23 protein-coding genes and 1 tRNA gene are annotated in these 23,555 nt (G+C 64.9%); 10 read left to right on the forward strand and 14 right to left on the reverse strand.

Going from position 1 to position 23,555, the window contains the following annotated elements:
* Window positions 1–95 precede the first annotated feature (95 nt).
* Both ACVMB1_RS33480 and ACVMB1_RS33485 read right to left on the reverse strand, forming a co-directional pair.
* Window positions 96–1,214, reverse strand: coding sequence for an IS630 family transposase (locus ACVMB1_RS33480; RefSeq protein WP_141343495.1), 1,119 nt, complete (start codon window positions 1,212–1,214; stop codon window positions 96–98).
* A 159-nt stretch (window positions 1,215–1,373) separates the two neighbouring features.
* Window positions 1,374–2,753: an MFS transporter gene (locus ACVMB1_RS33485; protein ID WP_076833609.1), complete on the reverse strand. Its 1,380-nt coding sequence runs from the start codon at window positions 2,751–2,753 to the stop codon at window positions 1,374–1,376.
* A gap of 125 nt (window positions 2,754–2,878) precedes the next feature.
* On the opposite strand from ACVMB1_RS33485, the gene ggt reads away from it, so the two are divergent.
* The 3 genes from ggt to ACVMB1_RS33500 all read left to right on the forward strand — a co-directional run bounded on the left by ggt (window position 2,879) and on the right by ACVMB1_RS33500 (window position 7,040).
* The gene (ggt, locus tag ACVMB1_RS33490) at window positions 2,879–4,624 is read left to right on the forward strand and encodes a gamma-glutamyltransferase (RefSeq protein WP_076833610.1); all 1,746 of its coding nucleotides are present in this window, start codon (window positions 2,879–2,881) and stop codon (window positions 4,622–4,624) included.
* 130 nt (window positions 4,625–4,754) lie between these two features.
* A complete protein-coding gene (locus tag ACVMB1_RS33495) occupies window positions 4,755–6,053 on the forward strand; it encodes an MFS transporter (protein WP_076833613.1) in 1,299 nt (432 codons plus the stop codon).
* A gap of 111 nt (window positions 6,054–6,164) precedes the next feature.
* The gene (locus ACVMB1_RS33500) at window positions 6,165–7,040 is read left to right on the forward strand and encodes an SDR family oxidoreductase (protein ID WP_076833615.1); all 876 of its coding nucleotides are present in this window, start codon (window positions 6,165–6,167) and stop codon (window positions 7,038–7,040) included.
* Window position 7,041: 1 nt separating this feature from the next.
* Here the strand turns inward: ACVMB1_RS33500 and ACVMB1_RS33505 are convergent, their stop codons facing one another.
* Window positions 7,042–7,377, reverse strand: coding sequence for a GIY-YIG nuclease family protein (locus ACVMB1_RS33505; RefSeq protein ID WP_057021339.1), 336 nt, complete (start codon window positions 7,375–7,377; stop codon window positions 7,042–7,044).
* A 102-nt stretch (window positions 7,378–7,479) separates the two neighbouring features.
* Between ACVMB1_RS33505 and ACVMB1_RS33510 the strand changes: the two genes are divergently transcribed.
* On the forward strand, window positions 7,480–7,908 hold the full coding sequence (locus ACVMB1_RS33510; protein ID WP_076833617.1) for a DUF1330 domain-containing protein: 429 nt from the start codon (window positions 7,480–7,482) through the stop codon (window positions 7,906–7,908).
* Between the two features lie 8 nt (window positions 7,909–7,916).
* Here ACVMB1_RS33510 and ACVMB1_RS33515 read toward each other — a convergent pair whose 3' ends face one another.
* The gene (locus ACVMB1_RS33515) at window positions 7,917–8,582 is read right to left on the reverse strand and encodes a glutathione S-transferase family protein (RefSeq protein ID WP_456849676.1); all 666 of its coding nucleotides are present in this window, start codon (window positions 8,580–8,582) and stop codon (window positions 7,917–7,919) included.
* Window positions 8,583–8,712: 130 nt separating this feature from the next.
* On the opposite strand from ACVMB1_RS33515, the gene ACVMB1_RS33520 reads away from it, so the two are divergent.
* The 4 genes from ACVMB1_RS33520 to panE all read left to right on the forward strand — a co-directional run bounded on the left by ACVMB1_RS33520 (window position 8,713) and on the right by panE (window position 12,512).
* Complete coding sequence (locus ACVMB1_RS33520) at window positions 8,713–9,297, forward strand: DUF2239 family protein (RefSeq protein WP_057021341.1); 585 nt, start codon at window positions 8,713–8,715, stop codon at window positions 9,295–9,297.
* Between the two features lie 117 nt (window positions 9,298–9,414).
* Complete coding sequence (locus ACVMB1_RS33525) at window positions 9,415–10,764, forward strand: MATE family efflux transporter (RefSeq protein ID WP_200844512.1); 1,350 nt, start codon at window positions 9,415–9,417, stop codon at window positions 10,762–10,764.
* 110 nt (window positions 10,765–10,874) lie between these two features.
* Window positions 10,875–11,480 (forward strand): 2-hydroxychromene-2-carboxylate isomerase, encoded by a 606-nt coding sequence (locus ACVMB1_RS33530; RefSeq protein ID WP_057021342.1) that lies wholly within the window; start codon window positions 10,875–10,877, stop codon window positions 11,478–11,480.
* Between the two features lie 111 nt (window positions 11,481–11,591).
* The gene (gene panE, locus ACVMB1_RS33535; RefSeq protein ID WP_076833621.1) at window positions 11,592–12,512 is read left to right on the forward strand and encodes a 2-dehydropantoate 2-reductase; all 921 of its coding nucleotides are present in this window, start codon (window positions 11,592–11,594) and stop codon (window positions 12,510–12,512) included.
* Window positions 12,513–12,618: 106 nt separating this feature from the next.
* On the opposite strand, the gene ACVMB1_RS33540 is transcribed toward panE, so the two are convergent.
* The 5 genes from ACVMB1_RS33540 to ACVMB1_RS33560 form a co-directional block, all read right to left on the reverse strand.
* Window positions 12,619–13,200, reverse strand: a complete 582-nt coding sequence (locus ACVMB1_RS33540; RefSeq protein ID WP_076833623.1) for a c-type cytochrome — start codon at window positions 13,198–13,200, stop codon at window positions 12,619–12,621.
* A 194-nt stretch (window positions 13,201–13,394) separates the two neighbouring features.
* The gene (locus tag ACVMB1_RS33545; protein ID WP_076833625.1) at window positions 13,395–14,672 is read right to left on the reverse strand and encodes a PQQ-dependent sugar dehydrogenase; all 1,278 of its coding nucleotides are present in this window, start codon (window positions 14,670–14,672) and stop codon (window positions 13,395–13,397) included.
* Window positions 14,673–14,940: 268 nt separating this feature from the next.
* Complete coding sequence (locus ACVMB1_RS33550; protein WP_076833627.1) at window positions 14,941–15,573, reverse strand: DUF2865 domain-containing protein; 633 nt, start codon at window positions 15,571–15,573, stop codon at window positions 14,941–14,943.
* Between the two features lie 287 nt (window positions 15,574–15,860).
* A tRNA-Gly gene (locus tag ACVMB1_RS33555) sits at window positions 15,861–15,935 on the reverse strand.
* Window positions 15,936–16,095: 160 nt separating this feature from the next.
* The gene (locus ACVMB1_RS33560) at window positions 16,096–16,587 is read right to left on the reverse strand and encodes an SRPBCC family protein (protein WP_083715192.1); all 492 of its coding nucleotides are present in this window, start codon (window positions 16,585–16,587) and stop codon (window positions 16,096–16,098) included.
* Window positions 16,588–16,810: 223 nt separating this feature from the next.
* On the opposite strand from ACVMB1_RS33560, the gene trxA reads away from it, so the two are divergent.
* Together trxA and ACVMB1_RS33570 are read left to right on the forward strand one after the other, a co-directional pair.
* The gene (gene trxA / locus ACVMB1_RS33565; protein ID WP_076833629.1) at window positions 16,811–17,731 is read left to right on the forward strand and encodes a thioredoxin; all 921 of its coding nucleotides are present in this window, start codon (window positions 16,811–16,813) and stop codon (window positions 17,729–17,731) included.
* Between the two features lie 30 nt (window positions 17,732–17,761).
* Window positions 17,762–18,436 (forward strand): LON peptidase substrate-binding domain-containing protein, encoded by a 675-nt coding sequence (locus ACVMB1_RS33570; RefSeq protein ID WP_076833630.1) that lies wholly within the window; start codon window positions 17,762–17,764, stop codon window positions 18,434–18,436.
* 100 nt (window positions 18,437–18,536) lie between these two features.
* Here ACVMB1_RS33570 and ACVMB1_RS33575 read toward each other — a convergent pair whose 3' ends face one another.
* From ACVMB1_RS33575 to ACVMB1_RS33595, 5 genes are all read right to left on the reverse strand, one after another.
* On the reverse strand, window positions 18,537–19,094 hold the full coding sequence (locus ACVMB1_RS33575) for a cytochrome b/b6 domain-containing protein (RefSeq protein ID WP_076833632.1): 558 nt from the start codon (window positions 19,092–19,094) through the stop codon (window positions 18,537–18,539).
* Window positions 19,095–19,104: 10 nt separating this feature from the next.
* Complete coding sequence (locus tag ACVMB1_RS33580; RefSeq protein ID WP_141339861.1) at window positions 19,105–19,401, reverse strand: PepSY domain-containing protein; 297 nt, start codon at window positions 19,399–19,401, stop codon at window positions 19,105–19,107.
* 221 nt (window positions 19,402–19,622) lie between these two features.
* The gene (locus ACVMB1_RS33585) at window positions 19,623–22,157 is read right to left on the reverse strand and encodes a bifunctional diguanylate cyclase/phosphodiesterase (RefSeq protein ID WP_244558979.1); all 2,535 of its coding nucleotides are present in this window, start codon (window positions 22,155–22,157) and stop codon (window positions 19,623–19,625) included.
* Between the two features lie 161 nt (window positions 22,158–22,318).
* Window positions 22,319–22,741, reverse strand: coding sequence for a PaaI family thioesterase (locus ACVMB1_RS33590; RefSeq protein WP_076833634.1), 423 nt, complete (start codon window positions 22,739–22,741; stop codon window positions 22,319–22,321).
* Window positions 22,738–23,544: a crotonase/enoyl-CoA hydratase family protein gene (locus ACVMB1_RS33595; RefSeq protein ID WP_076833635.1), complete on the reverse strand. Its 807-nt coding sequence runs from the start codon at window positions 23,542–23,544 to the stop codon at window positions 22,738–22,740. The genes ACVMB1_RS33590 and ACVMB1_RS33595 overlap by 4 nt, the downstream gene beginning before the upstream one ends.
* Between the last annotated feature and the right edge of the window lie 11 nt (window positions 23,545–23,555).

Here is a 23,555-nt window from a genome sequence, read left to right on the forward strand (position 1 = left end):
GATTGCGCTTCGCTCCATCCGGGCTACAAACCTGTCGTCCCCGCTAGTGCGAAAGCAGGGACCCATAACCACCCATGTTGCTTGGTGAGGGACAACTAGTGTCCTGAACCAGAAGTTCGCAACATCGGGGCTTGTTTTGCCGGGGCATTGTAACGGCAGAAGCGCTCGATGGAAGCAAGGATATCATCGGCGGATTTGGTCCATCGGAACGGTTTTGGATCGGCGTTGTGTCGTTCGATGAACGAGGCGATGTCCGCCCTGAGGGCGGCTACGCTGCGATAGACGCCGCGCCTGATCTTCTTATCGGTGAGGAGCGCGAAGAAGCGCTCGACTTGGTTGAGCCATGACGAACTGGTCGGGGTCAGGTGCACGTGCCAACGCGGCCTTTTGGCGAGCCATCTCCGGATCATTGGGGTCTTGTGCGTGACGTAATTGTCCATGACGAGATGGACGTCGAGTTCGCGCGGTACGGCAGCCTCGATCTCGTCAAGGAACTTGCGGAACTCGGCGGTGCGGTGGCGCCCGTAGCATTTGCCGATGACCCGTCCCGTCGCAATATCGAGGGCGGCGAACAACGATGTGGTGCCATGCCTTTTGTAGTCATGGCTCCTTCGGGCCGCCTGGCCGGGACGCATCGGCAGCAACGGCTGGCTGCGGTCCAGCGCCTGGATTTGGGACTTCTCATCCACACACAGAACGATGGCGTGCTCGGGTGGTGAGACGTAGAGGCCCACGACATCGCGCACTTTGGCCACGAAGTTCGGATCGGTCGAGAGCTTGAACGTCTCCATCCGGTGCGGCTGGAGCCCGAAGGCCCGCCAGATGCGTTGGACCGTCGATACCGATAGGCCGCTGGTCTTGGCCATGTCGCGGGAGCTCCAATGAGTGGCGTTCTCAGGGCAACTCTCCAACGTCCTCACGATCACGGCTTCGATGCGGGCATCGTCAATCGTGCGCGGCGCGCCGGAACGCGGCTCGTCGTGCAGCCCGGCCACACGCTGTGCCATAAAGCGCCGCCGCCACTTGCCTACGGTCTGCCGGTCCAGCCCGAGCTTGACCGCCACTTCCGTGTTCTGACCACCTTCCGCACAGGTCAGCACGATCCGGGCTCTCAGAGCCAGCGCCTGAGCCGTCTTCCGCCGCATCGTCAGCGACGTCAGTTCAGCCCGCTCATCATCACTCAATATCAGGGGGGCAAGTTGCTGGACCGCCATTGGAGACTCCGCCGCTGTTTGCCTCCATCCTTGGCACAGCGACGCGAATCTACTGCGAATCTATGATTGCGAACTTGTGACTCGGGACACTAGCCCCAGCGCGCCTTCGATGGATCACGCGGTATGGGTCCCGGCCTGCGCCGGGACGACGGCGGTGGTTTACTCCCGCACCTTCGCCAATAGCGCCAGTCCCGCGACGAAGAACGCCACCAGCACCGCCATGCCGGCCTTCTGGCTCGCGGTCGCCGCGGTGATCGCGCCGATCAGGAGCGGGCCGATGAACGACGTCACCTTGCCGGTAAGCGCGAACAAGCCAAAATACTGCGCGATGCGATCCTTCGGCGCGAGGCGGATCAGGAGCGAGCGCGAGGCGGCCTGCAGCGGCGCACCGGTGGCGCCGATCAGGCAGCCCAGCACGATGTAGGCGCGCTCGGCGGCGCCCGCGAACAACGGACCGCCAGGCACCGGCGGCACGACCTGGATGAACAGGACGGAATCCTTGTTCACGGTGAGGATCACGACGATCGCAAACAGCAGGATCAGCAAGCTGGCGGTGATCACGCGCTTCGGTCCGAATGCATCATCGAGCTTGCCACCGATCCAGCCGCCGAACGTGCCGGCCACCGCGAGGATGATGCCGAAGGTACCGATCCGGATCGTGTCCCAGCCGAACGTGCCTGCGGCATAGATGCCGCCGAACGCAAACAGCGAGACCAGCCCGTCGGTGTAGATCATGTTCGCCAGCAGGAAGCGCGCCAGTGACTTCTGCTTCGGCAGGCTCGACAACGATTGCCTGAGCTCGCGCAGGCCTTCGCCGAGCGCCGCGCGCATCGGGCGCTTCGTCGGATAGTCCGGCGTGAACAGGAACATCGGCGTCACGAAGATGATGAACCACAACCCGGTCAGCGGACCGGTGATGCGGTCGCCTTCATGCATGGCGGGATCGAGACCGAACAGCGGCGTGAAGCCGAACAGCGTGCGGCCGGTCTCGGCATTGGCGGCAAGAAAGCCGAGCACGAGAACAAGACTCAGGATGCCCCCGACATAGCCGGTGGCCCAGCCGGTGCCTGACAGCCGCCCGATCCGGTCCGGCGGCACCAGGGTCGGCATCATCGCATTGTTGAACACGGTCGCGAACTCGACACCGACGCTCGCAATCGCATAGGCGAGCAGCAGCGCCGGGATGATGTCGGGATTGCCGGGCTTGCCGATCCACATCGCGCTGGCGCCAATCACGAGCAGCGCACCGAAGCCCGCGATCCACGGCTTGCGCCGGCCGCTGGCATCGGCGATTGCCCCCAGCACCGGGGACAGCAGCGCGATCACAAGTCCGGCCGCCGCGGTGGCAAAGCCCCACAGCGCCTGGCCGCTCGCGGCATCAGGCGCGACGAAGCGCGCGAAATAAGGCGCGAACACGAAGGTCGTGATCAGCGTGAAATATGGCTGCGCAGCCCAGTCGAAGAAGATCCAGCTGATGACGGCGGCGCGGCCAGGATAAACCTTGGTGGTGGCCTTCGCGTCACCGGCGCCCGTCTGCATTGTTGCCGTCATCGCGAAAGATATTCCCAACTCGAACCACAGGCAGGCTTTTGCCGCTCCAATCCGCTCCCATATAGCATGGGCCGGTTTGACTGATACGGCGATGAACAGGGCAGGACATTTCGATGGCGCTGACGGCAACGATGTCGCGACGGCTGTTTGCCGCTCTCCTGGTGATTGGTATCGCGACGCCCGCCCTCGGCCAGGTCCAGCGCCGCTTCTATGAACCTTCAGCCGCGGACACGATTCGCAGCATTCACGCCGAAAACGGCATGGTGGTGGCGCAGGAGAAGCTGGCTGCGCAAGTTGGCGCCGACATCCTGCGACAGGGCGGCAACGCGGTCGACGCCGCGGTCGCCACCGGCTTCGCGATGGCGGTGACCTATCCGCGCGCCGGCAATATCGGCGGCGGCGGTTTCATGGTGATCCATCTCGCCGGGCGCAATGAGGATGTCGCGATCGACTATCGCGAGACTGCGCCGCAGGCCGCTACCCGCGACATGTTCCTGAACGCCGACGGCAAGCCCGATCCCGACAAGTCGCGCAACTCCGCGCTCGCGATCGGCGTGCCCGGTACGGTCGCGGGTCTCGCGCTCGCACTGGAGAAATACGGCTCCGGCAAGTTCACGCTGGCGCAGATCCTCAAGCCCGCGATCGATCTCGCGCGTGACGGATTCATCGTCACCGACGACACATCGGACACGCTGAACGACATGTATCGCCGCATGTCGCGCTGGCCGAATTCGGCCAAAACATTCTCGCACGCCGACGGCACGCCGCTGCGCGAGGGCGACCGCCTGATCCAGGGCGATCTCGCCGGCGTATTGACTGATATTGCCGAACAGGGCCCGCGCGGCTTCTACGAAGGTCCGGTTGCCGAGAAGCTTGTCAGCGGCATCAAGAATGCCGGCGGCATCTTTACGCTCGAGGATCTGAAATCCTACCAGCCGGTGATCCGCACGCCGATCCGCGGCAGCTATCGCGGCTACGACATCGTCTCGATGCCGCAGCCCTCCTCCGGCGGCGTCGTGCTGCTGGAGATCCTCAACATCCTCGAAGGCTTTCCGATGTCCGACATGAAGCAGGGCTCGGCCGCCTCGCTGCATGTGATGATCGAGGCGATGAAGCGGGCCTATGCCGATCGCGCGCGCTATCTCGGCGATCCCGCCTTCGTTGACGCGCCGACGCAATTGCTGATCGACAAGGACTATGCCGCCAAACAGCGCGCCACCATCGATCTTGCCCGCGCCACGCCCTGGACCGATGTGCGCAACGCCAAGCAGCCGCACGAAGGCGACAACACCACGCATTACTCTGTCGTCGATGCCGGCGGCAACGCCGTCAGCAACACCTATACGCTGAACTTCCCGTACGGCGTCGGCCTCGTCGCCGACGGCACCGGCGTGCTGCTCAACAACGAGCTCGACGATTTCACCGCAGCGCCCGGCGCCTCCAACGCCTTCGGCCTGGTCGGCTTCGAGGCCAATCTGCCGGGACCCGGCAAGCGTCCGCTGTCGTCGATGTCGCCGACCATCGTGCTGAAGGACGGCAAGCCGGTGCTGGTGACGGGCTCGCCCGGCGGCAGCCGCATCATCTCCGCCGTGACGCAGATCATCGTCGACGTGATCGACTACAAGATGGACATCGCGGCCGCGGTCGCCGCGCCCCGCATGCACCATCAATGGCTGCCCGACGAGGTTCGGATCGAGCGCGGCTTTCCCGACGGGGTGCTGACCGAGCTGAAGGCCAAGGGCCACAAGTTGGTCGAGCCGCTCGGCTACTCCTCCGCGAACTCGATCCTCGTCACGACCAACGGTCTGCTCGGCGCGCCGGATCCGCGCACGCGCGGCTCGGAGGCCGCGGGGTACTAAAGGATGATCCGCACCTAAGGCGTGCAAACGCGGCTTTGCCCCGCCTGCAACATCGCGATAGATTGGCGGTCCGCGCACCTCCGGCCGCGGATCGCAAACAGCCGGTGAAAGATTTCTCCGGGGAACGCGCATGAGCACGGCCGAATCCAAGTCAATGGAAGTCGCAGAGATCGAGGACACCAGCCTCCTCGCCTTCTATCGCGACATGAACCTGCAGGAGCGGCGCACGTTCTGGGCCTGCGCGTCGGGCTGGACGCTCGACGGCATGGATTTCATGATCTATCCGCTGGTGATCGGCACCATCATCACGCTCTGGAAAGTTGACCCCGGCACCGCCGGCCTCGCGGGCACCGTGACGCTGCTGGCCTCGGCCGTCGGCGGCTGGCTCGGCGGCTATCTGTCCGACCGGATCGGCCGGGTGAAGACACTGCAGCTCACCATCGTCTGGTTCTCGTTCTTTTCGCTGGTCTGCGCATTGGTGCAGAATTTCGATCAGCTCCTGATCGCCCGCGCGCTGCTCGGGCTCGGTTTCGGCGGCGAATGGGCCGCCGGCGCGGTGCTGATCGGCGAGGCGATCCGGCCGCAGTATCGCGGACGTGCGGTCGGCTCGGTGCAGTCGGGCTGGGCGGTCGGCTGGGGCCTCGCGGTGCTGGCGCAGGCGATCCTGTTCTCGGTGCTGCCGGCGGAGAACGCCTGGCGCTGGATGTTCGTGATCGGCGCACTGCCGGCGCTGCTCGTGTTCTACCTGCGCCGCTACGTCACCGAGCCGGAAATCTCCGCCGCGACCATGGCGCAGGCGCAGGCCTCTGGCAGCGGCCCCGCCGCGTTGTGGGAGATCTTCCACGGACCGATCCTGAAGACCACGCTGCTGGCCTCCCTGGTCGGCACCGGCATGCAGGGCGGCTATTACGCCATCACCTTCTGGGTACCGCGCTTCCTCACCACCGAGCGCAAGCTCTCGGTGGTCGGCTCGACCGGCTATCTCGCGACGCTGATCATCGGCTCCTTCATCGGGTATCTCGTCGGCGCCTGGCTCGCCGACCGGATTGGCCGGCGCAACCTGTTCCTGATCTTCTCGATCGGCGCGATCGCAGTGGTGCTGCTCTACACCCAGCTGCCGCTGTCCAACGAGGTGCTGTGGGTGCTGGGCTTCCCGCTCGGCTTCTTTGCCTCGGGCTATTTCTCCGGCATGGGCGCGTTCCTGACCGAACTGTATCCGACCCGGCTGCGTGGCTCCGGCCAGGGCTTCTGCTACAATTTCGGCCGCGGCATCGGCGCGCTGTTCCCGTTCCTGGTCGGCGCGCTGTCGACCACGACCACGCTCGCCAACGCGATCGCGATCTTCGCGGTGGCGGCCTACGGCGTGTTCTTCATTGCCGCCTACGCGCTGCCGGAAACCCGCGGCCGCGTGCTGCATGCGGATGGGTAGGCGGAAAGATACTCCTCACCCCAACCTCGAGAGCGAGCTTCGCTCGCCTCGGGCTCCCCCAAGGGGAGAGGGAGCCTGACAATGGTGCGTCCCTAACTGGAGGCCATTCTCATGACGTCGCTCAAAGGCAAGACGCTGTTCATCTCGGGCGCGAGCCGCGGCATCGGGCTGGCGATCGCGCTGCGCGCCGCGCGTGACGGCGCCAATGTCGCGATCGCGGCGAAGACCGCCGAGCCGCATCCGAAGCTGAAGGGCACGATCTACACCGCCGCCGACGAGGTCCGCGCCGCCGGCGGCAAGGCGCTGCCGGTGCTCTGCGACATCAGGGACGAGGCGCAGGTGATGGCGGCGATCGAGCAGACCGTCGCCGAGTTCGGCGGCATCGACGTCTGCGTCAACAATGCCAGCGCCATCAGCCTGACCAATTCGCAGGCGACCGACATGAAGCGGTTCGACCTGATGATGGGGATTAACACCCGCGGCACCTTCATGGTGTCGAAATACTGCATCCCGCACCTGAAGAAGGCGGAGAATCCGCACATCCTGATGCTGTCGCCGCCGCTCGACATGAAGACGAAATGGTTCGAGCACTCGACCGCCTACACGATGGCGAAGTTCGGCATGAGCATGTGCGTGCTCGGGCTCGCGGGCGAATTGAAATCGGCCGGCATTGCCGTCAACGCGCTGTGGCCGCGCACCACGATCGCGACCGCCGCGGTCGGCAATCTGCTCGGCGGCGACGCCATGATGCGCGCGAGCCGCACGCCCGAGATCATGGGCGATGCGGCCTACGCGATCATCACCCGGCCGTCGCGCGAATTCACCGGGCATTTCTGCATCGACGACAAGGTGCTCTATGCCAATGGCGTCCGCGACTTCGAGCGCTACCGCGTCGATCCCTCGGTGCCGCTGATGTCGGACTTCTTCGTGCCCGACGACGACGTGCCGCCGCCCGGCGTCACCGTGCAGCCGCTGCCGTCACACTAGGCTACACCGCGAACGCATTCAGCTCCGCGCGCCAATGCTGCACGCGCTCCTTCAGCAGCGTGTCGCGCACATAGGCGAGCTCCTCGTCCTCGATCCGCTCCAGCGTTTCGAGCGAGAGATTGTCCGCGCCATGCCCCGACCAGGCGCGCTGCAGCTCGGCGTTGCGATGACTGCCCATCCGCAGCGTGAACCAGATGCGGTTCTCGATCTTGTCGAGGTCGAGCGCCTGCCCGACCCAAACCTCACCGGTCGCGCGGCAGCGGATCGCGAATACGCCGGCAACGCTCGCGCGCTTCTTGTAGTCGGCGATGGCTTGCTTGCGGTCCTCGGTCTTCATGGTGACTCCTGTCGTTCTGTCGGGCTATTTATATCCGGGTATTATTGACAAAGCAATTATGCCCGGGTAAAAAGTGCCATCAACCTTCGATGGGACACCGACATGGACACCGCCGCCTGCTATCTCGAGCCGACCTGGAACGCCGGGCGCGACTTTGCCCAGCGCGAGATCGCGGGCGAGCTGGTGATGCTCAATTTGCTGCGCTTCCGCGCGATCGCCGACTATTCGCAAAGCCCGGAGCTCGCCCCGCCGCGGCCGATCGCGGGAGCTGCGGCCTACGACCGCTATGTCGCGCACACGCTCCCGCATCTGCGCAAGAGCGGCGGCGACATCCTGTTCAGGGGTGAAGGCCGCCCGTTCCTGATCGGGCCCGAGGGCGAGCGCTGGGACCGCGCGATGCTGATCCGGCAGAAGAGCCGTGGCGCGTTCCTCGCCTTCGCGGTGGCGGAGGCCTACCTCGCCGGCATCGGACACCGCACCGCGGCGCTGGCGGATTCGCGGCTGCTGCCGCGGGTCGAGCTGCCGCGATGACCGCGAATTTACCGGCCGACCTGGTACGGCCCGCCCTTCTCCAGCGCCCGCGCATAGGCCGGGCGGGCGTGAATACGCTCCAGGAACGCGACACACTTGGGATGGCCGTCCTCGAGCCCGCCGCGCGCCGCGGCGGCCTCGAGCGGAAAGCTCATCTGGATGTCGCCGCCGGAAAACTCGCTGCCGGCGAACCATTCGCTCTTGCCGAGCTCGCCTTCCCAATAGGCCATGTGCTGCTTGAGCTGCGGATTGACCAGCGTGGACAGCGCCGTGTTGGATACCTTGCGCACCAAGGGCCGCAGCAGCGCCGGCGCGCGCTTCGGCATCAGCGTGAACAGGAGCTTCAGCAGCAGCGGCGTCATCGCCGAACCCTCGGCGTAGTGCAGCCAATAGGTGTAGCGCAGCCGCTCCGGCGTATCGGCCGGCGGGATCAGGCGCCCGTTGCCGTAGGTCGCGATGATGTATTCGAGGATCGCGCCGGATTCCGCGATCGTGTGGCCGTTGTCGGTGACGACGGGCGACTTGCCGAGCGGATGGATCGCGCGCAGCTCCTTCGGCGCCCGCATGTCGGGCTGCCGCTGGTAGCGCACGATCTCGTAGGGCACGCCCAATTCCTCGAGCAGCCACAGCACGCGCTGCGAGCGGGAATTGTTGAGGTGATGAACCGTCAGCATGGCATCCTCTGAAAGATCAGCGCAATCGGGCGGCGTTTGGTGCCAGCGGGAAACCAGAAAGTCGAGATCCACGCGCCGCGATTGCCAAGAATTACCCGGGCAGTATGTCGCGCAATCTGAGAGGTCTACCATGAATCCTGCCTATGTCGCCTTCGAAGGCGAGCACCGCATCGGGGCCGGCGACCTCCCGGAGGTTGCGCGCGCCGCCAAGCAACACCTCGACCAACGCAAGGACGCCGCGATCCTGGTGTTCAACGGCCGCACCTCGGCGCTGGTCGATATCGATTTCCGCGGCTCGGTCGACGACGTGCTGGCGCGGCTGCCGCAGCCCGCACCTGCGCGCGACGAGGAGCCGACGCCGACCGCGCCGCGCGGCCCGGGACGTCCGAAGCTTGGCGTCGTCGCGCGCGAGATCACGCTGTTGCCACGGCATTGGGATTGGCTCGCGCAGCAGAAGGGCGGTGCATCGGTTGCGATCCGCAAGCTGGTCGACGAGGCGCGCCGCGCGAGCGGCGACAAGGATCGCACGCGCAGCGCGCAGGACGCCGCCTATCGCTTCATGACTGTCATGGCCGGCAACCGGCCGAACTATGAAGATGCGATCCGCGCGCTGTTCGCCCACGACCGGCGCCGCTTTGCGACGCTGATCGCGGACTGGCCGGCCGACATCCGCGATCACGCGATCCGGCTCGCCTATAGCGATCAAGCGGACTGACTGGTTTCGAGTGACATGGATGGCGGCCCGGCCTGCCGGCGATTCGGTTCTGATCGAACTGAACCGCAGCCCCTCGTCCGCCGCCGTCCCTGACGTCGCAATTTTTGGAAGTTGAACGTGTCCAACCCTCGCTCCCTGCGCAAAGCCTTCCTCGCCTTCCTCGCGCCGATGCTGCTCAGCAACGTGCTGCAGTCGCTGTTCGGCACCATCAACGGCGTCTATCTCGGCCAGATGATCGGCGTCGACGCGCTCGCCGCCGTCTCGGTGTTCTTTCCGGTGATGTTCTTCTTCATTTCCTTCGTGATCGGCCTGAGCGCCGGCGCCTCGGTCATGATCGGCCAGGCCTGGGGCGCCGGCGAGCCCGACCGGGTGAAAGCGGTCGCCGGCACGACCATGACCGTGACGCTGCTGCTCGCGCTGGCGATCGCGATATCAGGCGGCCTGTTCGCCCGCCCGCTCTTGATCGCGCTCGCGACGCCATCCGACGTCCTCGACGCTGCCGTGGCTTATGCGCGGATCATGATGATCACGATGCCCATAACCTTCGCATTCCTGCTGCTGACGGCGATGATGCGCGGCGTCGGCGACACCGTGACGCCGCTGGTCGCGCTGACGGTCTCGACCGCCATCGGCCTGGTGGTGACGCCGGCGCTGATCCGCGGCTGGCTCGGCCTGCCGATGCTCGGCGTCGCCAGCGCTGCGGTCGCCTCCGCGGTCTCGGGCGTGGTCACGCTGCTGTGGCTGCATGTCCATATGCTGCGGCACCGCCATGCGCTGGCCTTCGACGCCGCGTTCCTGCGCGCGATGCGGCCGAACGGCGCCCTGCTGCGCATCGTGCTGCGGCTCGGCATTCCGACCGCGATCGGCATGGTGGTGGTCTCGCTCGCCGAACTGGTGCTGCTCGGCCTCGTCAACGGCTTCGGCTCGGACGCCACCGCGGCCTATGGCGCGGTTAACCAGGTGATCGGCTATGTGCAGTTTCCGGCGATCTCGATCGCGATATCGGTGTCGATCTTCGGCGCGCAGGCGATCGGCCGCGGCGATTCCGCCCGGGTCGGCGCCATCGTCCGGACCGGGATCGAGATGAATCTCGCGCTGACCGGCGGGCTGGTCGTGCTCGGCTATCTCTTCGCGCGGCCGCTGATGGGCTTCTTCATCGTCGACAATGCCGTGCTCAGGCTGGCGCAGCAGCTGTTGTACATCGTGCTGTGGAGCATGGTGCTGTTCGGTATGGCGACGGTGTTCTCGGGCGCGATGCGCGCCGGCGGCACGGTGTGGATGCCGCTGTTGCTCTCGACGCTGGCGATCGCGGTGGTCGAGGTGCCGGTCGCGATCCTGCTCAGCCGCTCCATCGGAGTCAGCGGCATCTGGATCGCCTATCCCGTCACCTTCGCAACCATGTTCGTGCTGCAGATGGCCTATTACGCCCTGGTATGGCGCAAGCAGACCATCAAGCGGCTGATTTGACATCGCGCGCCGCGGCTCACATGATGACTATCATATTCTACAGATGGCGCCTGCGACAGCCGGTCCATGCTAAATAAGCCCAAACTAGACAGGCCGAGGGAGAGACCGCCGTGAGCCAAAATCCGCAATTCCTGTTCGATTTCGGCAGCCCCAACGCTTTCCTCAGCCATGAAGCAATCCCGGCAATCGAAAAGCGCACCGGCGTCAAGTTCGAATATGTCCCGATCCTGCTCGGCGGCATCTTCAAGGCCACCAACAACAAGTCGCCGGCCGAGACGCTGGCGGGCGTCAGGAACAAGCCGGAGTTTCAGAAGATCGAGACCGAACGCTTTCTCAAGCGCTTCAACGTCAAGCCCTACACCTGGAACCCGTTTTTCCCGGTCAATACGCTGAACCTGATGCGCGCGGCGGTCGCCGCCCAGTTTGAGGGCGTGTTCGAGAAGTATATCGAGGCCGCCTTCCACCACATGTGGGTCGAGCCCAAGAAGATGGACGATCCTGAGGTCGCCGGTAAAGCCATCGCCTCCTCCGGCCTTGACGCCGCGAAACTGTTCGCCCGCGCACAGGACGCGGATGTGAAGGCCAAGCTGATCGAATATACCTCATCCGCCGTCGAGCGCGGCGCGTTCGGCTCGCCGACCTTTTTCGTCGGCAACGAGATCTTCTTCGGCAAGGAGCAGCTGCGCGAAGTCGAGGAAATGGTATCGGGAAAGTGAGATGAGCGAATGGCCAATAGCGAGTAGCGAATAGTCGAACAGTATCCTTATCTATTCGCTACTCCCTATTCGCTCGCCTCCTCGGGCAACAACAAAGAAGGACAAATTCCCATGCGCGTTCTCGTGGTCGGCGCCGGTGCGATCGGCGGTTATTTCGGTGGCCGGATGCTTCAGGCCGGCCGCGACGTCACTTTCCTGGTGCGCCCTCGCCGCGCTTCCGAGCTCGCCTCCGCCGGGCTCGTGATCAAGAGCCCGAACGGCGATGTCACGCTGAACAACCCGCCGACCGTGCAGGCCGACAAGCTGTCGGACAAGTTCGACGTCGTGCTGTTGAGCTGCAAGGCGTTCGATCTCGAGGATGCGATCAAGTCCTTTGCGCCCGCCGTCGGCGACAAGACCGCGATCATCCCGCTGCTCAACGGCATGCTGCATCTCGATACGCTCGACAAGACGTTCGGAGCTCAGCATGTGCTCGGCGGCCTGTGCGCGATCGCGGCGACGCTGAACGAGAAGCGCGAGGTGGTGCAGCTGCAGCCGATGCAGTCGCTCGGCTTCGGCGAGCGCGCCGGCGGCCTGTCTGACCGGGTGCGCGCGATCGCTGAAACTTTCTCGGCGATCAACGGCGCCAACGCCAGCGAGCATGTGATGCAGGACATGTGGGAGAAGTGGGTGTTCCTGGCCTCGCTCGCCGCCTCCACCAGCCTGATGCGGACCTCGGTCGGCAACATCCTGGCCGCGCCCGGCGGCAAGGATTTCCTGCTCGGCATCCTCGACGAATGCAGCGCGATCGCCGCCGACGCCGGCCATGGCCCGGGCGGACCGTTCTTCCAGCGCACCCGCGGGCTCCTGACCACCGAGGGCTCGCCGATGACCGCATCGATGTTCCGCGACATCAAGGCGGGGCTGCCGGTCGAGGCCGATCACGTGATCGGCGACCTGATCGTGCGCGCCGACGCCGCCAAGATCCCGGTGCCGAAGCTGCGCACGGCCTACACGCATCTCAAGGCGTATGAGAAGCAGCGGGCTGGGTGATCTTGTAGCCCGGATGGAGCGGAACGAAATCCGGGAATCATCTCGCGGCAGATAGAGCGCCCCGGATTGCGCTGCGCTCCATCCGGGCTACGCACATTTTTCGTACCTACAAATGCGCCAGATAATGCGCGAGCGCGGTGATCTCTTCGTCGCTCAGCGGATAGGCAACATCGGCCATCGCGGCCTGGGCGCCGCCGGAGCGCTGGCCCGACTTGTAATCGTGCAGCGCCTTGACGAGATATTCCTCGCGCTGGCCGGCGATGCGGGCCACCGCCTTGGTACCGGCAAACGTATCGCCATGGCATGAGGCGCAGCGGCGGCCGGCGGCGGCCTGCTTGCCCTTTTCGGACAAGTCCGGATTGTCGTCCTTGCCGCCCTTGAACGGCGTCAGCGACGCGAAATAGGCACCGAGATTGCGGATGTCGTCGTTGTTGAGCTGCTCGACGATCGGCTGCATCTGCTCGTTCTTGCGCGCGCCGGCGCGGAAGAACACCAGCTGCCATTGAACGTACTGGTCGAGCTGGCCGGCGAGCGAGGGAATGTTCTCGGTCTGCGAGATGCCGTTGTCGCCGTGGCAAGCGGCGCAGATTTCGGCCTTCGCCTTGCCGGCGGCGACATCGGCGGCATTGGCGGACGACGCAACTGCGATCACCGCCGCGAACAGGATTGCAAAGGACGCAACACGCATTGCCAGTTTTCTCCACGGGTCATTGCCGGGCCTGGCCCGGTAATCCATCTGGCTTGCAGAAGGGTTTTTGTTTGGATGGATGCCCGGATCAAGTCCGGGCATGACGAGTCTGTTCCGTCGTTGGGCTTGCCGAACCACGTAAACGGGGCTGCGGCTGCCTGATCGGCCACCGCAGCCCCGCATTGTTTCAACCGTTACTTCTTGCTGTAGCTGATGCGATAGATCGCACCGGCCCAGTCGTCGGCGACGAGAATCGAGCCATCCTTGTCGAGCAGGATGTCGGCGGGACGGCCGAGATAGCCCTGGTCACCCTCGATCCAGCCGTCGGCGAAGATCTCCTGCTTGGCGTTCTTGCCGTCAGGGCTCGCGGTGATCTTCACGATGCGGCCGCCCTGGTACTTATGCCGGTTCCAGGAGCCGTGCTCGGCGATCAGGATGCTGTTCTTGTACTCGGCCGGGAATTGGCTGCCGGTATAGAACTTCATGCCGAGCGGCGCGACGTGCGCACCGAGATTGTACACCGGCGGGGTGAACTCCGAGCACTTGTGACCCATCGCGAACTTGGTGTCCGGCAGGTTGCCCTGGTGGCAATAGGGATAGCCGAAGTGCTCGCCGATCTTCGAGATCATGTTGAGCTTGTCGCTCGGCAGATCGTCGCTGATCCAGTCGCGGGCATTCTCGGTGAACCAGTACTTGCCGGTGCGTGGATCGACGTCGCCGCCGACCGAGTTGCGCACGCCGAGCGCCCAGATTTCCGCGTTGCCGGTCTTCGGATCGACGCGGCGGATCTGCGACACCGAGGTCGGCGGAATGCCGATGTTGAAGGGCGGTCCGAACGGAATGTAGAACCAGCCTTCCTTGTCGACGGCGATGTATTTCCAGCCATGCGCCGCGTAGGACGGCATGTCGTCATACACCACCTTGCCGCTGCCGAGATTGTCGAGATTGGCTTCGGCGTTGTCGTACTTGATCAGCTTGTCGACCGCGATGACGTAGAGCGCGCCGTCGCGGAAGGCGAGGCCGGTCGGCATGTTGAGGCCCTTGAGAATGGTCTTGACCTCTTTCTTGCCGTTGTTGTCCTTGATCGCATAGACGTTGCCGAGCCCGAACGAGCCGACGAACAGCGTGCCCTTGTCACCCCAGGCCATCTGCCGCGCGGCGAGCACGTTCGAGGCATAGACCTCGATCTTGAAGCCCGGCGGCAGCTTGATCTTCTTCATCATCGTCGCGAGCTCGGAATCCGACGCACCGGTCGGCGGACCGGACGGCGGGGCAAGGCCCTTCTGCGCTTCGGTCTCGTCGCCGAGGAACCAGTCGTCCGGCGGATGGGTCCAGAATTCCTTGGTGCCCGATTCGTACTTCTTCAGCGCACGATTCTTGTCTGTCTGTTGCTGCGCACTGGCGAAGGTCGTCCCCGCCAGCAGCACGATCGCCGCGAACGCAAGTATTGATCGATTGAAAGCGGATTTCATCGCGTCACTCCCCTACGCAAGCCGTTGCAGCTTGCCTGTTATTGATTTTGAACGCCCTGAGAGATGATGGTGGCGGTCTGTGAGGTAGGTCAGACGGCAAAATGGTAGCACATCCATCGACGCTGAAAAGCGCGTCCGCCGGTGTGCGCTGCGTCAAAACTAGTTGAGACGATATTTGAGACGAAATTTTCCTGAGCAGCCTGCCTGATAACAAGGCATTCTGCACCGCAGCGTGATATTCGAATGAAGCTAACGCTCGTGATCGCCTCTATCGCGACGACAGGCGCGCCAGACCGAGCGCTTGCGCCTTGGCCTTCGACAGCGGCCTGAACAACACGCTGCGCCGCTGCCCGCTCGTGATCGCCGCGATCTTGAAGCCGTCATCGGCGACGATGATGTCGCCGGTGCGAAGCGTCATGTCGTCCTCGATCGCAATCGGCGAAAGGCCGGTGGACGCGCCGGCGCTGCACGAGCATTGCGGCACCATCTCGCGCTGGAAGCGGAATGCATTGGCGAGCGCCTTGTAGGTCTCGCCGGCTTCGGTTCTGGCGCTGTCGATATCGGAGCTGGAGTACAGATTCACCTCGGCGGCGGGACAGGCCGCCTCGCATGCCTTGACGTCCGCCGTCTCGCTGACGCGCGGCAACGGAAAGAAGCGGCCGTCGCAGGTCCTGACGCAGAAGTTTTGCTGGCCGCCCCGGTGCGACCGCGTCGTGATGTAGACCCGCGCTCGCGGCCGTTCGGCCGGCTCGAAGTCAGGCGCCGGCCCAAAGCCAGGCATGGGAGAGAAGCTGGGCGCCGGGGCATACGCCGAGTCGCTCGGCAATTGCTGCGCTGATGCGCCCGAACATGTCCAGACGCCGACCAGCACGACCAGCGCAGCGACGTTTGCGCGAGCCAAGCGGCGACTTAACCCGGAGCCGGCTTCCAACAGATCGACATCGTTCACGCGCTTGCCGCGCCGGCAAAACCGGCGGCAACCATTCCAGCGCCAACACAACCACAGATTTCTATCAGTTTTGAGAATGCAACGTTTGCCGGTTAACAAAGGCCGGAAACCGCCACGGCGGGCCGCGGCATCTTGACCTCGCAATCGCGCCGTGGAGACGCGACCTCGGGCCGGACAGCAAAAAGCCCGCGCCAATAGCGGGCCTTCATCAGACTGTCAGCTCGGTCAGCGAGAAGTTTTGGAGCGGGCGAAGGGGCTCGAACCCTCGACCCCGACCTTGGCAAGGTCGTGCTCTACCACTGAGCTACACCCGCATCCGAAATGGCGGCGATCGCTCGCCGGCAACGGCAGACCTATGCCAAAAGCTGTCTGTGAATGCAACACAAGAGCGCGGTCCGAACCTCACGAAATCGCACGGTTTCTCTAAAAATTGACCCCGAATCGGCCGAAACCGGCTGCGCCGCCGATTTCTTTTTAGATTTCCGCCGGAACCGGCCTCAGGGCAATCTCGTCCCGGAGCGATTCGAGCCAGGTCTCGAACCAGCCGGTCAGCGTCCGCGTCAGCTCGACGCGGCGGGTCGGGTCGCAATCGAACACGGCCCACCATTCGATAAAGGCCCGGTCGCCGTCGATCACCGGGGTTACCCGCAGGATCGCACTGAAATCCGTCACCGGCAGGGTCGGGGTGTCGACGAATTCGTAGGTCTGGAAGCGCTCGACGTCGGACTGCGCGAGCAGCCGCTGCCGGATCCGCCGCCCCCGGTACAGCACATTGCGCACGGCCCCGACGGTATCGCCGGATTTGCCGTCCTCGATCTGGCTCGCCCCCGCGCCCTGGACCCAGACCGGGTAATTGTTGAAATCGCGGATGATTTTCCAGACCTCGCCGGCCGGCTGCTCGAACACCGTGCTGTAATAGGCCTTTGCCACGGGCGCTCCCCTGATGTCATGACGGATCGCCATCATCGGCCGTTCCGCGGCACCCAGCCCACCCGATCTCCGATGGAACGGGACAGGCGGCCAAGCGATTGAATTTTGCTGGCTGACTGCCATTTACGGAGCATGATCCCGGAAACCGGTTCCCACTTTTCCGGGATCATGCTCTAGCTGACAGAACGGCTGAACGTGCCGTTCCGGGCGTGCTAGAACGCCCACCGGATTTCCGACCTCAGAAGCAGGCGAGGACAACGTGACGATAATGGAGCAGGGCGGCCCCACGCCCGAGGCAGCGCCCGATCTGATCAAGGAGACGACGACCCAGACCTTCGTCAAGGACGTCATCGAGGAATCGCGCCGTCAGCCGGTCATGATCGACTTCTGGGCGCCGTGGTGCGGTCCCTGCCGCCAGCTCACGCCGATCCTGGAAAAGGCGGTTCGTAACGCCAAGGGCCGGGTCAAGCTGGTCAAGATGAACATCGACGAGCATCCGCAGATCCCAGGCCAGATGGGCGTCCAGTCGATCCCGGCCGTGATCGCCTTCGTGGGCGGCCAACCCGCCGACGGCTTCATGGGCGCGGTGCCCGAGAGCCAGGTCAACGCCTTCATCGAGAAGATCACCAAGGGCGTGCCGGCCGCCGGCGAGCCCAATCTCACCGAGATCCTGGCCGAGGCCGACGCCGTGCTTGCCGAGGGCGACGCCGCCCAGGCCGCGCAGATCTATGCCGAGGTGCTGGCGCACGACGCCACCAACATCGCGGCGCTCGCCGGCCTCGCCAAGTGCTACGTCACGTCGGGTGCGATGGAGCAGGCCAAGCAGACGCTGGCGATGGTTCCGGAATCCAAGCGCAACGACGCCGCGGTGAAGGCGGTGCAGGCGGCGATCGATCTCGCCGAACAGGCGGAAGCGGTCGGCCCGGTCGCGGAGCTGGAACAGAAAGTCGCCGCAAACCCGCTCGATCATCAGGCCCGATTCGATCTCGCCACCGCGCTCAATGCGATGGGCAAGCGCACGGAAGCGACCGAGCAATTGCTCGCCATCGTCAGGCGTGACCGCAAGTGGAACGACGACGGCGCGCGCAAGCAGCTGGTGCAGTTCTTCGAGGCGTGGGGCGGCACCGATGAGGCAACCGTCGAGGGGCGCAAGCGGTTGTCGACCATCCTGTTCTCGTAAAGCACGCCCGTCACAGCAGCGGGACCGCAGATGCCGATCAATGCCGAATATCGCGGGCCCGGCGAGCTCCCGGAGGTGATCCCGGTGTTCCCGCTGCCCGGCGCGTTGCTGCTGCCGCGCGGCCAGATGCCGCTCAACATCTTCGAGCCGCGATATCTCGCGATGATCGACGACGCGCTGCGCGACGGCCATCGCCTGATCGGCATGATCCAGCCCGACGTGGCGCATTCGCAGAAAGAGGCGAAGCCGGTCCTGTTCCGGATCGGCTGCGTCGGCCGCATCACCCAGCTCGCCGAATCCGGCGACGGCCGCTACATCCTCGAACTGACCGGCGTCGCGCGCTTCAAGGTGGTCGAGGAGCTGACCGTGCAGACGCCGTACCGGCAGTGCAAGGTCGACTTCTTCTCCTTCGTCGGCGATTTCACGGCGCGCAAGGGTGAGGAGGCCGTCGACCGCAAGGCGCTGCTCGAAGTGCTGGCCGATTTCCTGGAAGCCAACAATCTGAAGGTCGACTGGGAAGGTATCGAGTCCGCGCCCAACGAGGCGCTGGTCAATGCGCTGGCGATGATGTCGCCCTATGGTCCCGCCGAGAAGCAGGCGATGCTCGAGGCGCCGGACCTGAAGACCCGCGCCGAGATCCTGATCGCGGTCACCGAGATGGACCTCGCCAAGAAGCGCACCTCGGGCGACCCGCCGGTGCAGTAGCTACCGACCGGGATCAGACGTTTGTTGTTTGGATCGGCTCGGCCCGCGATCGTCCACCTCTCCCCGTCGGGGAGAGGTAAACTTCCGTTGCGGCTTCAGCTTAAGAACGATTGCGCAGCTGCTTGCGGCCGGTGAACATCGCGCGCACCAGGTTCTGACGCTGCAGCAAACCGACCACGACGACGCCGAGCACATGCAGCCCGACCAGCACCATGACCGCATCCGAGGCATAGGCGTGGGTGTCCTCGACCCACCAGACTCCGAAGAAGGTCACGGTGACCTCCATCACGCCCGTGATTGTCGAGATCGCAAGCAGGAACAGCAGCGCCACCAGCATCACGGTGCCCGCCGGATTGAGTCCGATGTAGCGCCCGGTGATGCCGCGCCGGAGATTCCAGATGTAGCGCGGCGCGGCGCGCAGGCGGACGCCGAGCCTGCCGAAACGCGCGTAGCGCGTGCCGGCAAAGCCCCAGATCAGCCGGAACGCCAGCAGGGCGATCACCGAATAACCCGCCAGCCGGTGCAGCCGGTCATAGGTGCTGGGCGTCACCCAAGCGACCAGGACGAGGATGGCGAGCGCCCAGTGCCACAGCCGTAGCGGCAGGTCCCAGACCTGCAGGCTGGTCGCGCCGCGGGCGCCCCGCGCCGCCTCCGTCATCGCGCCTGCTTCACTTCGCGATCGTGTGCTTCAGGCTGAGGTCTTCCGGGCTGTAGAATAGCTCGTAGAGCTTGCCTTCCTTGACGCCGTACACCTCGTAGCAGGAGCCCTCGATTTTCGACCGGCGCACCTCGTAGCCGAGCGCCTTGGCCTTGGCTTCGGCCTCGCTTGCCGGCTTCCACGACGCCTTGTCGAGCTTGGTGCAATTCTTGTAGCCGTCGGCGAGCGCCGCCGATCCGGTCAGCCCAAGAACGCTCCCAAGGACGCATGCTGCAAGCGCAGCGCTCAAAGTCACTCTCACGCGCATATCCCCTCCGTTGACAATCTTACCCACAACGCCTTCGCGCAGGGCACATGCGTGACGAATGCTGACGCGATTGCCAAGTCAAGGAAGCGCCGCGACGGCTGGCTTTAGAGGAATTCTAACGGTCGCCAAAACACCTTTGCGCTCCACGCGCAGATCGGTTTTGACCGCGTGCTGCGGCCTTAAGCCTCATGCGTATCGGGCCGCCCGGCGCAGCCCATCGATCAGGACGCGGCACCCGCCATTGCAAGACGGACCGTAGGCCGTTCGGCCGCTGCCGGGGTTCGCCCGCCGATCATCTGTGCGACCTTCTCGCTCTGCACCGGCGGGCTGAAGTGGAAGCCCTGCACTTCCACGCAGGCATCGGCGCGGAGGATGTCGAGCTGCTCCCTGGTTTCGACGCCTTCGGCCGTCGTGGTCTTGCCGAGGCTGACGGCAAAGCGCACGATCGCGCGCGCGATCCGGCGCGACTCGTCGGTCGCGCCCGAGAGCTCGGACACGAAGCTGCGGTCGATCTTGACCTTGTCGAACGGAAACTTCTGCAGAAAGCTCAGCGACGAGTAGCCGGTGCCGAAGTCGTCGAGCGCGATCCGCACCCCGAGATCGTGCAGTTGGCTAAGCGCGGTAAACACCGCTTCGCTGTCCTGAATGATGGCCGTTTCGGTGACCTCGAGCTCGAGGCGCTTCGGCGAAATTCCGGCACTCGCCAGCGCGTGCACGATCACCGGGACCAACTCCGGACTCCTGAACTGCACAGGCGACAGGTTGATCGCGATCTTGAGGTCGTCGGGCCATTTGGCGGCCTCCGCGCACGCGGTGCGCAGCACCCATTCCCCGAGCGGCACGATCAGGCCGGTCTCTTCCGCCAGCGAAATGAACTGCGCCGGAGATACCATGCCGCGTTGCGGATGGTGCCAGCGGAGCAGCGCCTCGAAGCCGCAGGTCTCCCCGCTCGCGACGTGGATGAACGGCTGATAGTGCAGCTCGAACTCGCCATTGGCGAGCGCACTGCGCATGTCGCGCTCGAGGCTGCGGCGGGCCTGCAGCAGCCGATCGAGCTCCGGCTCGAAGAAGCGGAACGAGCCGCGCCCGCCGCTCTTGGCCGAGTAAAGCGCGAGATCGGCGCTGCGCAGCACCTCGTCCGAATCGGTGCCGTCGCGCGGAGCGATCGCAATGCCGATGCTGGTCGTGGTGGTCACCCGATGATCGCCGAGATCGATCGGCTCGCTGAGCGCCTTCCTGATCTTCTCGGCGAGCAGGCCCGCTTCCGTGACCGGATCGCTGACATGGTCGATCACCGCGAACTCGTCGCCGCCGAGCCGCGCAACCAGCGTCGTATCGCTGACGGATCTGCGCAAGCGCGCGGCCACCGACTTCAGCAGCGCATCGCCCGCCGGATGCCCGAGCGTGTCGTTGACGTCCTTGAAGCGGTCGAGATCGAGCATCAGCACCGCAAGACTCGGTCCGCCGCACCGGGCACCGGACAGCGCGCGCTCCATCCATTCCTTGAGCAGCACGCGATTCGGCAGATCGGTCAGCGCGTCATGCTGCGCCATATAGGTGATCTTGGCCTCGGAGCGCCGCTGCTCGGTGACGTCGCGATGCGTCGCCACCCAGCCGCCGCCGGGCATCGGCTGCCGCGTCACGCAGATCAGCCGGCCGTCGGCGAGCTCGTCGACCCGGCTGTTGATCTCGCCGGCCGGGAGCGCGTTCAGTGTCGCGAGCACCTGCGTCGCGGCGCTGTCGCTGGTCTCGCCCTTGAGAATGCCGTTGGCGATGCGATGCCTGATGATCGCGCGATGGGCCGTGCCGGGCAGCAGCAATTCCGGCGGCAGCCGGTACATCTTGGCGTAGCGATCGTTGCAGACGACGAGGCGCTTCTCCGCATCGAACATGCAGAGGCCCTCGCCCATGTGGTTGATCGCCGTATCCAGCCGGAACCTCTGCTCCTCCAGCTCCTTCTGCGACGCCTCGACCTGCTGTCGCGCCGACGAAAGCTGGCTGATGATCTCCTCGAAGCGGCGGGTGCGAAGCGCCAGCCGGCGATCCGCGAGCACGCCGACCAGGCTCATCCCGAGCACCGATAGCGCCACACCGGCGATCACGATGGCGAGGAAGGCAGGCGAGAGCGACAGGGCCGCCGGAGCCAGCAACGGATCCGGAACGATCTCGACCGCGCCCATCGCGGTGAAATGATGCGACACGATCGCAAGCGTCAACAGCAGCGCAGCGACGAGCGACATCCAGCGGTCCTGACGGCGCACCGCGATCGCCAGCGCGGCGTAGCCGAACAGCATGCCGAGCACGACGGAGGCCGCCACGAGATCGAACGACCAGACCACGTGGCCCGGTACTTCCAGCGCCCACATCCCGAGATAGTGCATGCTGGCGATCCCGGCTCCGATCACGGCGCCGCCGACCGGCGCGCGCCAGCGGCTGGAGTCGCTGGCGGCAAGCCCGAGGCCGCCGGATGTCAGCATCATCGCCGCGGCGAGCGACAGCGCGGTGAGGACGATACCGTAGCCGGTCGGGATTCCCGGCTCATAGGCCAGCATGGCGATGAAATGCGTTGCCCAGATGCCGTAGCCGATGGCGGCTCCCGCGATCGCAATCCAGATCAGCCGGGTCCTCGCCTGCGATGCAATTGCGCGATGAAAAATATTGACGGCCACAATACTGGCAACGAAGCAGACCAGTCCGGCGAGCAGAACGAGCCGCCAGTCATGCTCACCTGAAAGGCACGTAAGAACACGAAACATGCGTCGGTCCATGGTTGTCCGTGCGCACAGGCTAGGCTGATTGAATTGTCTTCTCGATAATATTCTGCAACTTTCAGTGGCATGGTTATCCGCGCGTAAGCCGATTCCGCACCGAAATTGATGGCTCCATAAATTTCACAACGATGCGCGATCCGCGCGGCTCAGCCTGGCAGCGGAACGAGCACGGTTTCACCGGTTGCAACCAGCGAGGTCTCACCTTGCTCGTTCTCCGCAAAAAGTTCCGCGCGCGCGAAGACCTGCCTGCGTCCGGCACGCAATGTGGTTCCTCTGGCGATGAAGCAGCGGCCCAGCGCGGGCTTCAGGCAATTCATCGAGAAATGCGATGCGGTGACGGAACCTGCGATCGACGCCGCGGCAAAGCCGCAGGCGGCGTCGAGCAGCGCCGCGATCACGCCGGCATGGAGGTGACCCGCATATTGGGTGAGATCGTCGCGCCAGGGCATCCGCAGTTCCACCGTGCCGGTGCCGGTGGAGACGACCTCGAAGCCGGCAAGCCGATTGAAGGCCGCCGACGCATTGGTCGCAACGAGACGTTCGAGATCGAAGCCCGGGCCAGTCGTCATGTAAAACTCCATTGCGGGGGTCGCCGTTCGAGATTCGCTCTGACGGCCTCGATGTGATTGGGCGAGCCGAGCAGAAGCGCCTGTTCGGCCGTTTCGGCCGCGAGTCCGGTCGCCGCATCGCGATCGGCTGCAAGATTGAGCAGCCGCTTGGCCGCGCGGATCGCATCCGGGCTGCGGTCCGCGATCGCGCGCGCCGTCTCCAGCGCGGCCTCGCGCGGCTGTTCGACGATGCGGGTGGCGAAGCCATGACCAAGCGCATCCTCCGCGGAGAAGATGCGCGCGGTGTAGGTGAGTTCACGGACCACATCCTCGCGCGCGAGATGACGCATCAGCTGCGTGCCGGCCATGTCGGGCACCAACCCCCATTTGGCTTCGATGATCGCAAGGCGCGTGCCGGGTGCGAGATATCTGATGTCGGCACCAAGCATCAGCTGAAAGCCGCCGCCGAACGCAACGCCATGAACGGCGGCGATGACCGGCACCGGCAGCTCGCGCCAGAGCCACACCAGATGCTGCGCAAAGTTGGCAATGCCGTGGGTCCGCCGGCCGAGATCGGCAAAGGGCAGGATGGACTCGCCCTCCGTCGTTGCGACCAGCCGCTCCATGTCGAGGCCTGCGCAGAAGGCCTGCCCTTCGCCCGAGAGCACCACAGCGCGGAGCTTGCGGTTGTCCGCAAGCTGCGCACCGATCTCGGCGATCGCGGCGAACATCGCCGGATCGAGCGCATTGAGCTTGTCGGGGCGGTTGAGCCTGACGTCCGCGACGCCATCGGCGATGCTGAGGCTGATGCGATCAGTCGTCATGGTCGCCCTCG

This window comes from Bradyrhizobium sp. USDA 4504, from assembly GCF_054063995.1.